This window comes from Arsenophonus endosymbiont of Aleurodicus floccissimus (genome assembly GCF_900343025.1).
GTDB lineage: Bacteria > Pseudomonadota > Gammaproteobacteria > Enterobacterales > Enterobacteriaceae > Arsenophonus.
This window is the reverse complement of the sequence record NZ_OUND01000004.1, coordinates 233,863-246,445: the sequence shown is the minus strand read 5'-3', so window position 1 is coordinate 246,445 and position 12,583 is coordinate 233,863. Positions and strand designations below refer to the sequence as shown.

Below are 12,583 nucleotides of genomic sequence, written 5' to 3'. Positions count from 1 at the left end.
AGAAGCGATGAAACAGTTTGATTATTTGAAACAGGCTATTAAGCAAACAGGTTGTACTTTACAACAGATTGCGACTGCTTGCGGCATGATAAAAGGTTATTTAAGCTAATTAATTAATGAAAAAATTAATAATCTTAGCGTGCGAAAAATTGTTGCATTGCATCGTTTTTTAAATATTGAATATCCATTCAAGCCTAAACCGTATTGGTGTAGTATTTGGTAAGTTTTATCCATTGCATACAGGACATATTTATCTGATACAGCGTGCGTGTAGCCAAGTTGATGAATTATATTTTATTCTTTGTCATGATAAACCTCGTGATCGAGCGCTGTTTATTGACAGTTCCATGTCACAGCAACCGACAGTAAACGATCGGCTACGTTGCTTATTACAAACTTTCAAATATCAAAAAAATATTTATATTTATTCCTTTGATTAGAAAGGCATAGAACCATACCACATTGCTGGCAATGTATGGAGTGAAGGAATGGAAAAATTTTTAATGGCAAAAAATATTCAACCACAATTTATTTATTCTGGCAAAGTGGATGATATCGCGCATTATAAAAAATATCTTGGTGCAGAAGTGATGCTTATTGATCCTGAGCGCACATTTATGAATATTAGTAGCAATCAAATTAGGCAAGCGCCATTTCGGTATTGAGAATATATTCCAACGGAAGTAAAACCATTTTTTGTGCGTAAAGTAGCCATATTAGGTGGAGAATCAAGTGGTAAATCGACTTTAGTTAATAAGCTTGCAAATATTTTTAACACCACCAGTGCATGGGAATATGGTCGTGATTATGTTTTCTCTTATTTAGGTAGTGATGAGATGGCGTTACAATATTCTGACTATGACAAGATAGCATTGGGTCATGCAAAATATATTGATTTTGCCGTTAAATATGCCAATAAAGTTGCCTTTATCGATACTGATTTCATTACCACCCAAGCTTTTTGTAAACGATATGAGGGGAAAACACATCCTTTTGTGCAAGCATTAATTGATGAATATCGTTTTGATCTGGTTATTTTATTAGAAAATAATACCCCATGGGTCGCTGATGGATTACGCAGTTTGGGTAGTGATGAGGAACGTATAACATTTCAAAATTTATTGATTGAACTACTGATTGAAAATCAAGTGGAATTTGTGCTGGTTGATTTGCCTAATTATGATGAGCGTTTTTTACACTGTATTGAGTTGGTTCAGCAACTACTTATGATGGATGAAAAATCTCCGAGTTTTTAAATGATAAGGCTTGCTTTAGCAAGCCTTGTTTTATTTGGCTTATTTATTTGCTCATCTTTTTATATTTGATGCGATGAGGTTCTAGCGCATCAGCGCCCAATGTCCATTTTTTATAATCTTCATATTCACTAAAATTACCTTCAAAGAAAGTGACTTTTCCTTCATCCTGATAATCAATAATATGAGTGGCAATACGGTCAAGAAACCAGCGATCGTGGGAAATAACTAATGTACTGCCAAGAAATTCCAGTAATGCGTTCTCTAACGTGCGTAATGTTTCGACATCCAAATCGTTAGTTGGCTCATCCAGTAGTAGCATATTACCACCAACCTAGAGTAGTTTTGCTAAGTGTAAACGGCCACGTTCACCACCAGAAAGTTCTCCAACTCGCTTACCCTGATCAACCCCTTTGAAATTAAAACGTCCAACATAAGCTCTACTTGGAATTTCGAAATTACCGATACGCATAATATCTTGTCCGCCGGAAACCTCTTCCCACACGGTTTTATTGTTGTCCATGGTGTCACGAAATTGTTCAACTGAAGCAACTTTGACGGTTTCAGCTAAGGTTATTGTGCCAGAGTCAGGCTGTTCTTGACCTGAAATCATGCGAAAAAGGGTTGATTTTCCCGCGCCATTTGGGCCGATAATACCCACGATAGCCCCTTTAAGGATCGAGAAACTAAGGTTATCAATTAGAAGCCGATCACCATAGGATTTACTGAGATTTTCAACCGTTAAAACTTTGTCTCCTAGACGTGGTCCTGGCGGAATGAAGAGCTCACTGGTTTCATTATGTTTTTGATAGTCAACACTGTTTAACTCTTCAAAACGGGCTAAACGGGCTTTTCCTTTTGCTTGCCGGCTTTTAGGGTTTTGTCGGATCCACTCAAGTTCTTTTTCGATCGATTTGCGGCGAGCCGCTTCGCTGGAAGCCTCTCGTGCTAAGCGAGTCTCTTTTTGTTCTAACCAAGAGGAATAATTACCTTCCCATGTAATACCCTCTCCGCGATCAAGTTCCAGGATCCAACCTGCCACGTTATCTAAGAAGTAGCGATCGTGAGTGATAGCAACAACAGTGCCTTCGTAATCATGTAAAAACCGTTCTAACCAGGCAACGGACTCTGCATCCAAATGGTTAGTTGGTTCATCAAGTAATAGCATATCGGGTTTTTCCAGCAGTAAACTACAAATAGCTACCCGACGCCGCTCTCCACTTGAAAGTTGTTCTATTTTGTCTCCCAGGCTGGTAGGCGTAATGCATCGGCTGCACGCTCCAACTGGTTATTCAAATTGTGTCCGTCATGTGATTGCAAAATGGCTTCTAGCTGGCCTTGTTCTTTTGCCAGTTTATCAAAGTCAGCATCAGGTTCAGCATAGGCAGCATAGACTTCATCAAGGCGAGTAAGGGCATTTTTTATTTCATTAACTGCTTCTTCAACTGCTTCACATACGGTATGATCAGGATTAAGTTTTGGTTCCTGGGAGAGATAGCCAATTTTGATTCTTGGATTGGGGCGTGCCTCACCTTCAATTTCAGTATCGATACCAGCCACAATACGAAGTAATGTTGATTTACCCGCTCCATTAAGACCAAGAACACCAATTTTGGCACCTGGAAAGAAACTAAGAGAGATATTTTTTAAGATATGTCTTTTTGGTGGGACAATTTTTCCCACTCGATGCATGGAATAGACGAACTGTGCCAATTTATTCTACCTTTTAGTTAATTGAATAATTTTAGATATCAACGTGTTGCTTATCTCATTTGAAGAAAATATTTAGGCACTTGATTAAACTCTACCTAAATTGTGATTAATAATATTAATAAGATCTAATCAAAATTTATTGCAGATCTTTAGCATAAAATTTTATTAAAATAAATGATTACCTTATTCACATTGTATTGAGCCATGTAATTAAGCGGGTAGGTTGCTGAGTGGATATTATACACGATCCTATTTACTAATATTAATAGTTTAATTTTTATGTAGGATATTGTTCGTCAAGCGTACTAACAATCATTTTGCAATCCTGTGGAATTATATTTTTATGATCTATTTTCTTAAATTAGTTCAGTAATTATATTTGTTTTAGATAATAATATTTTATATAGATATAGTTACTTTAAACAGGAGTAAATAATGGCGTCGAGAAAATGGTGGCCAGAGATAATATTGCTGATAATACTCTGGTTACCTTTCCATGCTCTGGGTGATTCATTAACCGCTGAACGTGAGCGTTATCAGGCAATTAAGTAAGCCTGGGATGCTAACGATAACCATCGAGTCGCAAGTTTGATGCCAACATTAACCGAATATCCGCTTTATCCTTATCTGGCATACCGGTGATTGACGCAGGATCTTAATACTATTTCTGTGGCGCAAGTTAAGGCTTTTATCAAACAATATTCTTATTTTCACCTCAATCAAAAGTTATCTACCCTTTTTGTCAATCAGCTTGCCCAGCGTAAAGAATGGCATAGCCTGCTAGCTTTTAACCCTTCACCGCCGACGCCGATTATTGCTCGTTGTAATTATTACTATGCTAAATGGCAAACAGGTAGTAAGCAAGCGGTGTGGCAGGGAGCAAAACAGATTTAGTTACACGGCTATTCACTACACAAAGCGTGTGATCAACTTTTGACCTTTTAGCAACAAGCAGGACAATTAACGACTGAATTGATTTTGCAACGTATTTTTTAGCTATCAAAAGCAATGATGCTGCTCTGGTTACCAACTTAGTCAATCGTTTACCAGCTAAAACTCAAATTATCGGTCAGCGCTTGGCCAAATTACAGCAAGATCCCTCTTTAGTGGTGAAATTTGCCGGCCAGTCGGTAGAGAACGCCAAGGCTGCGATACTGATTATTATCCAAGCACAAAAAACGAGCCATTTACAACAGCAGCAATTGAAGAATGATATCGCCTGGCAATTATTCGGTGAGATGACGCTACAACAAGCTAAGTGGCGTGATACTGTTATTCAACACTCATCTTCAATTTCTTTACGTGAACGAAGGGTGCGTTTAGCGCTGGTAAGTAATTGATATGGTTTCGCTTACACAATGGTTAAAGTGGTTACATAAAGAAAGCCGAAATAGGGAAGAGCGGCAATATTGGCAGGCTATTACCTTAATCGCTCAAGGTAAGCCTAAACAAGGTAAAAAGATATTATTAACTTGGTGAAGCGACGTGGATTTTATCCTATGGTTGCGGCACAAAAATTGAATATTCCGTATCCTATTAATATTGCGGTTGCCGCTAAACCTGAAAATAATATCGATTTATTGCCTGAAGTACAGCGAATTGGTGAATTGTTGTTTTGGAAAAAGGAAAATTTAGCCCGAACTGAATGGATTAATCTGCTTATCAGACAGAAAAAAATCCGCCAACAGCAACTAGCACGCTATGCGTTTGAACATCGGTGGGCTGATTTGAGTGTACAGGCGACAATTATTGCCAAACTATGGGATCATTTAACAGAGCGTTTTCCTATTGCCTGGGCATGTGAATTTGAACGGCAAACAAAATATAAAAAAATTAATAAAAGTTTTGCTATGGCGATTGCCAGGCAAGAAAGCGGTTGGAATCCACAGGCGCGTTCTGCTGCGGGTGCGATTGGTTTGATGCAATTAATGCTACAGACAGCACAACAAGTGGCAAAATCGAATGGCATTACAGATTATACCGGTAGTAGTAAGTTGATTGCTCCAGAAAAAAATATTGAGCTTGGTACCGCATATTTAGAGACAGTTTTTCAGCAATTTGGATTTAATCGTGTATTAGCTTGTGCTGCTTATAATGCTGGACCTGCCAGAGTAGCATATTGGTTAGCAATCAGTAATGGAAAATTAGATGTTATATCTTTTATTGACAGTATCCCATTTTCTGAAATGTGACGTTATGTTAAAAATGTACTTGTCTACAATCTTTTTTATCAATATTTTCTTGGTAAATCAGTTAAAATATTAACAAAAAGCGAATGGTTGATGAACTACTAGTGCTCTTTATGTCCATCACGAGCTGTTTATGTTATGCTACTGTACTAGTTAAATAGTATGGTGGTATATATTATGGAAAACTATCTTATTGATCCAGTCCTTCAACCTGAAGAAAATAGTGATTGGCACCGCTTTGTCGAATTATTGAGCAGTGCTTTCCAACAAGAGTTACAGCAACCCATTTTGCAATTATTTTTAACCCCAGATGAACGTGTGGCATTGGGAACTAGAGTTCGGATTATTCAGGCATTAATGGAAGGTGAAATGAGTCAGCGGGAGCTTAAAAGTGAGTTAGGTGTCGGAATTGCAACTATCACGCGAGGTTCTAATAGTCTGAAGAGTGCGACTAAAGAGGTGAAAGTTTGGTTGGAACAGCAGTTACTTAAGCCATAAACATCTTTTATTAAATTGTAAAATTTACACCTTTAGCCATTCTTTATACGATTTGGTTAAACTGAAATGAGTTAGCCGTCATGTAGCACATTAAGTTCTTTATAAATTTCATGTTGGATAGGCGCTAATGCTAAAATAAGCGCTTGCTGGTAGACACTGGTACGGCTGAGTAAACCATTGGTAAAAAAACCAATTGCCCCTTCGTTGTGTTTAATATTACCCATACCAGTGATATTCGCCATCACATCGCCTAACTCGCGGCCTTGTTGAATACTAAACAAAATTTGCGCCGGTAACATAATACTGGCAGAATGCGATTCGCCGCGAATTTATTTATGCTCAATGGTTATCCAGGCAAAAGTCATTTCATCTTCAACCACAGCTTCAATACCTACCCAAAATCGGCTTCAGGCCTAACTTGACGTGAAGCCATAACACGCAGGCGTGCACCTGTGCGGGTTTCCGTATTATCAATTGGTTGTTGGGCTACATTACTACTAACATTGATACTTTCTATTTGATAATTGCCTGCACCAAAAACAGCTTCAAATGCTAAATGAGAATAGCGTTTATTTTGGCCCGATTATTTGCGGTTGCTGCGATTACTTTATACATTAATTAGTATCTCCTTTAAAATATTATTTTGTGAAGTATAACGGAAAATTATTATGTTATAGGTCTATCTTGTTCGCCACGGAGAAACTGAATGGAACGTGGCTCACTGTATTCAGGGACAATCTGATAGCCTACTCACTGAAATTGGCATTAGGCAAGCCAAATTGGTTGCTGAAAGAGTGAAATCAATTGGCATCACTCACATTATATCCAGCGACTGGCGCACGCAGAAAACGGCAGAAATTATCGCGCAAGCTTGCCATTGTAACATTATTCTTGAGCCACGGTTAAGCGAATTGAACATGGGGATCCTTGAAGGGCGGGCAATTAGTTCGTTGAGTGACGAAGAAGAGCGTTGGCGTCGAAATTTAGTTAATGGCTCTCCTGGAGCACGTATTCCCGATAGTAAATCTATGGGAGAGATAACAGAACGCATGTTTACTACGCTAGAGAAATATCGTTCTTTACCAGCAGGGAGTATACCTTTATTGGTTAGTCATGGGATAAGGGTTAGGAGCACTGCTTAATCGTATACTGGGTGTGCCGACTTACGCTGAAAGGCGCTTACGTTTACGTAACTGCTCTATTTCAAAGGTAGATTTTCAGGAGACGCCTTCGCCTTGGTTGGCTAATGGCTGGGTAGTAGAAACCACAGGGGATATCTCTCATTTAGTTGAGCTACCATTAGATGAACAGCAAATTTAACTCTGCCAATAATTAAATAATGTAAGAATAATTTTGCCAAGGGAAACATTCTCTTGGATTTGATTAGGTAGCAACTATTATAATCAATTCGTTTTAGCTGGAGGAAGGCGTTCTTTTAATCGGCACAAAATAATCAAATGAGACTATATGGTTTTCTGGATTATTGTAGTTACATTCAGGATTATTAGGATCTTTCAGCTTATAATGTTCTATATCGTGTCCCGCTCGACGGGTTAGATTGAGATTAGGCATATAAACACCATAAATCATATATAAAAACTGTTGTAGATCATTTTTTGTTGGTTTTCCGTCAAAAGTAAAGCGGGCATAATCACCGCCTTCGATGATAATTGAATGGTATAAATTATTTTCATTATCAGCATATTGTGGTTCGACTGCAGTGATATATGAAACCGTTTGTTCATCATCCTTTTCTGAGCTATGCACGACACGATATAATCCATAAACTTCATTAGGTATAATTTTTGTTTTATATTGATAATGTTGCCAGAAATGTTGGCGCATTTCAGCACAGGCAGTAGACCATTTTTCTAATATATATGAGCAAGTTTGTTCTATTCCCATTAAATGTTTTGGTGCTAGTGTGACAAAGGATACATTAGGTAATTTTTGTTCTTCTAAAGTAATTGGTGGTCGCATACCCGTAGCACACCACTCTTCACTGCGACGATAGAGAGCTGGTGTAATGCCAAATTGTTTTTTAAACGCACGAGTAAAGGTTTGCTGTGAATCAAAACGGTATTGCAGTGCAATATCAAGAATTGGCCGACTAGTCAGCCTAAGAGCAACAGCCGCACGGGAAAGCCGGCGAGCACGGATATAAGAGCCAATAGCTTGCTGAGTAATGTTTTTAAACATCCGCTGTAAATGCCATTTTGAATAACCAGCTTTAGCTGCGACGTTATCAAGAAATAGCGGTTGATCTAGATGTGTGTCTATCCAATACAGTAAATCGCTGATAATATTGCTTTTATCCATAGAAGTACCTGGTTTAAATAATCACCTATAAATAGTATAAAGACTTTATAATAAACATCTATTTAATACTAAATTGTTTTATATAGTTATTTTATTATTTTATGGATATTAATAATGTAAAAATAATTTTATTACATTAATGAATGTTAGTAAGGAAAATTGATTTCATGCGAAATTTATCAAAATTACTATCTATTTTAATAATATTTTTTCTACCAAACTCAATATTGGCAGAAGAAATCGGTTCTGTTGATACGTTATTTAAACTTTTTGGTCCTGATAATAAAATTGTTATTGAAGCATTTGACGATCTAGATATTAATAATATAACTTGTTATCTGAGTCGAGCAAAAAAAGGCGGTATTAAATTAGGTTTCGGCCTGGCAGAAGATACTGCTGATTGGGCAATCTCTTGTCAACAGGTTGGGCCAATAATTATAGATGACAAAATTAAATTAAATAATAAAAAGGGGTAAGTTGTTGTTCAAAAACGTACTTCATTGATTTTCAAAAAACTACACGTAGTACGTTTCTACGATAAACAACGGAATGCACTTTATTCAGACAAAATAATTGATGGATCGCCTAAAAATGCCATTAGTGCTGTGCCAATTATGCCATGGCATTAATATATTTATTCTTCAATATCACCACAGAAGCGATAACCTTCGCCATGGATGGTGGCAATAATTTCTGGTGTATCAACTATCGATTCAAAGTGTTTACGAATACGGCGGATAGTCACATCAACAGTTCTATCGTGGGGCTTTAATTCACGTCCGGTCATTTTTTTCAATAGTTCTGCACGTGTCTGAATTTTACCTGGATTTTCACAAAAATGTAACATAGCTCTGAATTCACTACGTGGTAATTTATATTGATCACCAATCGGGCTGATTAAAGAGCGACTGTTAATATCCAGTTCCCAGCCATTAAATTTATAACTTTCTACCTGGCGACGTTCACCGCTGATTTGGCAAAGATTCATTGTGCGCGAAAGCAAATTTCGGGCACGAATTGTTAATTCGCGAGGGTTGAAAGGCTTAGTTATATAATCATCAGCCCCAATTTCTAATCCTAATATCTTATCAACTTCATTATCACGCCCGGTAAGAAACATCAGCGCAACATGAGCTTGCTCACGTAATTCGCGCGCAAGTAGCAGACCATTTTTACCTGGCAAATTAATATCCATAATGACCAGGTTAATATCATTATCAGATAAAATATTGTGCATTTTGGCTCCATCAGTAGCTTCATGTACAATATAGCCTTCTGCTTCGAAAATGCTTTTTAAGGTATTGCGTGTGACAATCTCGTCTTCAACAATCAAAATATGTAGGGTTTGCATATGTGCTACCTAACTCTCTATAATATAAATTACCAGATTTACACACTAATGTTTCAAGAGCATGCTTTCTCTAATTTCGTTTTATAATATTAATGAAAGCTTAGTGAATATCATTAAAGTTCATATAATTTTTTTGTAACAAAAAAACAATTATGCCGAACCTAAAAGAAATTTACTAAATAATTCTTTTCTCATTTTATGTTAACAGCAATATAACAGCTAAAAGGCTATTTACCACCTAAAAAATGACTTTTGTTGATACACGTCAAAATCGAAATAAAGTTATTATAAAGATTATTACTTAAATTATATGATTTTTTGTGTCATAAAATATTGTATTTAAATTAAAATAGGCACTGATGTAATTTATATGAAAAATATAAACGCTAAGCTTCATATTATTATTTATCTGTTAATACACAAGCGTTGCTGATTGTAAATAGATAAAAATTCTTATTTATTCGGTTATGTTTGTTTTTTTATCTGCTTAAAGTGAAATGTAATCTATCGGTAATAGTTACTTAACAAAGAAATGAATATGTTTAATTAGTTTTAGTAATTAAAGAATAAATTATTTGACTTTGCATTAAAATTGTTTTACCAGTATATAGCTAAATATTTTTTAATAGAAACTTAGGACAGTGATGCGTAAGACCAGCTTCAATACCACCATTATTACCACTACTGTAACCATTGGTTATGGGGCGGGCTGACGCATAACTAAAATCAAAATCGAACATAAAGCCCGCATCCAAGCAAATGATGCGGTTTTTTTTAACGCAATTTCAGGAGGAAAAAACCAGTGCGTGTGCTCAAATTTGGTGGAACGTCGGTTGCTAATGATAATAAGATGCTTAAAGTTGCTAATATTGTCGCGGATAAATTTACACAAGGGCCGGTGGCTTTAGTTTTGTCGGCACCAGCGAGGATCACGGATTATCTTGTTGCTATGATCGATGCGGCGACGGCTGGCGCTAATATTACTGTGCATATCAAAGCGGCGAAGGACATTTTTTCTGCGTTGCTGTTCGGTTTGAAGAAAAAGCAATCTGATTTTGAATATGAAAAAGTCAGGCAAATGATTGAAAATGAGTTTATTCAAATTGAGCAAATCTTACATAGCATTTCGCTATTAGGATTGGGATAATGCCCAGAAAGTATTCATTCCGGATTAATATGTCGCGGCGAAAAAATTTTGATTGCTATTATGGCATCTATACTCCGTGCCCGTGGCTACATAATAACGATTATTGATCCAGTAGAAAATTTATTCGCTGAAGGGCACTATCTTAGCGCGACAGTGGATATCCATGAATCGAGCCAGCGCATTAGCGCATTGAATATACCTAAAGATCATCTTATTTTGTTAGCGGGTTTTACTGCCGGTAATTTGCAAAATGAACCGGTAATATTAGGGCGTAATGGCTCAGATTACTCAGCCGCTGTTCTTGCTGCTTGCTTACAGGCAGATTATTGTGAAATTTGGACCGATGTTGATGGTGTTTATACTTGTGATCCCCGTATTGTACCAGAGGCTCGTTTGCTAACAGAAATATCCTATCAAGAAGCCATGGAGCTCTCCTATTTTGGCGCTAAAGTCCTCCATCCAAGAACAATTGCTCCGATTGCCCAATTTCAGATCCCTTGTTTAATTAAAAATGCCTCAGTGCCTAATGGCAATGGCACTTTGATTGGCAATGCTGAAAACCGTGAGTGTATGCCAATTAAAGGGATCACCAGCCTAAATAATATGGCGATGATTAATGTCTCTGTGCCTGGTATGAAGGGCATGGTAGGTATGGCTGCTCGCGTCTTTTCCACAATGTCATATAAGGGAATTTCAATTGTATTAATCACGCAATCTTCTTCTGAATATAGTATTAGTTTTTGTCTGCATCAGGATCAATTAGCAGAGGCATATAAAGCATTGACTGAAGAGTTTTATTTGGAATTAAAGGAAGGTTTTCTTAGCTCATTGGATATCATTGAGCAGCTCGCTATTATCTCAGTTGTTGGTGATGGAATGCGAACTTTCAAGGGAATATCAGCCTATTTTTTTTCTGCCTTGACGCTTGGTAATATTAATATTGTCGCTATTGCACAAGCCTCTTCTGAGCGTTCAATTTCTGCTGTGATTGATAATAATATGACTACAATCGCTGTGCAGTTATGTCACTAAATGTTGTTTGATACCGCTTAAATTATCAATGTTTTTGTTGTTGGTGTTGGCAATGCTTTACTTAAACAAATTTATCGGCAACAAAATTGGGTAAAAAAGAAACACATTGATCTGCGAGTTTGTGTAATTGCTAATTCGCGGGTGATGTTAACTGATATTAAAGGCTTAACGCTGGATAATTGGCAAATAATATTATCACAATCTAAACAAGCTTTTAGTTTAAGTGATCTGTGCCAATTACAGGATAAACACTGTTTCCCCAATCCAGTCATCGTTGATTGTACCGCTGATCAGCAAGTAGCGAAGCACTATGCTTTTTTGCTTAATGTGGGGTTTAATATTGTTACGCCAAATAAAAAAGCCAATACAGATAGTATGGATTATTATCACCAGCTCCGATTGGTTGTTGAGCAATCAAAACGTAAATTTCTGTATGAAACGAATGTTGTTGCTGGTTTACTGGTTATTGAAAATTTGCAGAATTTACTCAATGCCGGTGATGAATTGCTAGAGTTTAGCGGAATTCTTTTTGGTTCACTTTCCTATATTTTTGGTTTACTCGATGAAGGGGTGTCTTTATCGCAGGCGACGCTGTTAGCAAAAGAAAAAGGTTTTACTGAACTAGATCCTCAAGATGATCTTTCTGGTATCGATGTTTCTCGTAAGTTGTTGATCCTAGCTCGTGAAGCCGGTTATTGTCTTGAACTTAATGATATTGAAATTGAACCTATATTGCCCGCCTTTTTTGATGTTAGTGGTAACGTTAACCATTTTCTTCAACGATTAACACAATTAGATTAAGATTTTAAAATAAAGGTTAGCCAAGCAACGGCACAGGGAAAGGTTCTTCGTTATATCGGGTTAATTAAAGACGGTTGTTGTCAGGTAAAAATGGTAGCAGTCGATGAACACAATCCTCTTTACTAAAGTTAAAAATGGTGAAAATGCTTTAGCATTTTATACCCGCTATTATCATCCCATTCCATTAGTATTAAGAGGTTACGGTGCGGGTAATGATGTTACTGCCGCAGGGGTATTTGTCGATATATTGCGGACGTTAACAAGGAAAATAGGAGCATAA

At 37.0% G+C, this 12,583-nt stretch carries 4 protein-coding genes and 7 pseudogenes; 6 read left to right on the top strand and 5 right to left on the bottom strand.

What is annotated here, in order from left to right:
• Positions 1–7: 7 nt before the first annotated feature.
• A pseudogene (gene nadR / locus ARADI_RS13410) lies at positions 8–1,256 on the top strand (multifunctional transcriptional regulator/nicotinamide-nucleotide adenylyltransferase/ribosylnicotinamide kinase NadR).
• A gap of 43 nt (positions 1,257–1,299) precedes the next feature.
• Here the strand turns inward: nadR and ettA are convergent.
• Positions 1,300–2,966: pseudogene (gene ettA / locus ARADI_RS13405) on the bottom strand (energy-dependent translational throttle protein EttA).
• A gap of 435 nt (positions 2,967–3,401) precedes the next feature.
• On the opposite strand from ettA, the pseudogene sltY reads away from it, so the two are divergent.
• Together sltY and trpR are read left to right on the top strand one after the other, a co-directional pair.
• Positions 3,402–5,260, top strand: a pseudogene (sltY, locus tag ARADI_RS21850) (murein transglycosylase).
• Between the two features lie 72 nt (positions 5,261–5,332).
• Positions 5,333–5,653: a trp operon repressor gene (gene trpR / locus ARADI_RS13395; protein WP_439647122.1), complete on the top strand. Its 321-nt coding sequence runs from the start codon at positions 5,333–5,335 to the stop codon at positions 5,651–5,653.
• A 71-nt stretch (positions 5,654–5,724) separates the two neighbouring features.
• Here the strand turns inward: trpR and yjjX are convergent.
• Positions 5,725–6,268: pseudogene (gene yjjX, locus ARADI_RS13390) on the bottom strand (inosine/xanthosine triphosphatase).
• 98 nt (positions 6,269–6,366) lie between these two features.
• Here yjjX and gpmB point away from each other — a divergent pair.
• Positions 6,367–6,973: pseudogene (gene gpmB, locus ARADI_RS13385) on the top strand (2,3-diphosphoglycerate-dependent phosphoglycerate mutase GpmB).
• A gap of 93 nt (positions 6,974–7,066) precedes the next feature.
• On the opposite strand, the gene robA reads toward gpmB, so the two are convergent.
• Positions 7,067–7,972, bottom strand: a complete 906-nt coding sequence (gene robA, locus ARADI_RS13380) for an MDR efflux pump AcrAB transcriptional activator RobA (RefSeq protein ID WP_119712343.1) — start codon at positions 7,970–7,972, stop codon at positions 7,067–7,069.
• 167 nt (positions 7,973–8,139) lie between these two features.
• Between robA and ARADI_RS13375 the strand changes: the two are divergent.
• A pseudogene (locus ARADI_RS13375) lies at positions 8,140–8,601 on the top strand (CreA family protein).
• 5 nt (positions 8,602–8,606) lie between these two features.
• On the opposite strand, the gene arcA reads toward ARADI_RS13375, so the two are convergent.
• Together arcA and ARADI_RS21845 are read right to left on the bottom strand one after the other, a co-directional pair.
• Positions 8,607–9,323, bottom strand: coding sequence for a two-component system response regulator ArcA (gene arcA, locus ARADI_RS13370; RefSeq protein ID WP_119712342.1), 717 nt, complete (start codon positions 9,321–9,323; stop codon positions 8,607–8,609).
• A gap of 611 nt (positions 9,324–9,934) precedes the next feature.
• On the bottom strand, positions 9,935–10,063 hold the full coding sequence (locus ARADI_RS21845; protein WP_255420719.1) for a hypothetical protein: 129 nt from the start codon (positions 10,061–10,063) through the stop codon (positions 9,935–9,937).
• A 62-nt stretch (positions 10,064–10,125) separates the two neighbouring features.
• Between ARADI_RS21845 and thrA the strand changes: the two are divergent.
• Positions 10,126–12,583 (top strand): annotated as a pseudogene (gene thrA / locus ARADI_RS13360) (bifunctional aspartate kinase/homoserine dehydrogenase I).

Coding starts and splice junctions, on each gene's coding strand:
- robA (WP_119712343.1), bottom strand. CDS start 7,972: ATGGATAAAAGCAATATTATCAGCGATTTACTGTATTGGATAGACACA.
- trpR (WP_439647122.1), top strand. CDS start 5,333: ATGGAAAACTATCTTATTGATCCAGTCCTTCAACCTGAAGAAAATAGT.
- ARADI_RS21845 (WP_255420719.1), bottom strand. CDS start 10,063: ATGTTCGATTTTGATTTTAGTTATGCGTCAGCCCGCCCCATAACCAAT.
- arcA (WP_119712342.1), bottom strand. CDS start 9,323: ATGCAAACCCTACATATTTTGATTGTTGAAGACGAGATTGTCACACGC.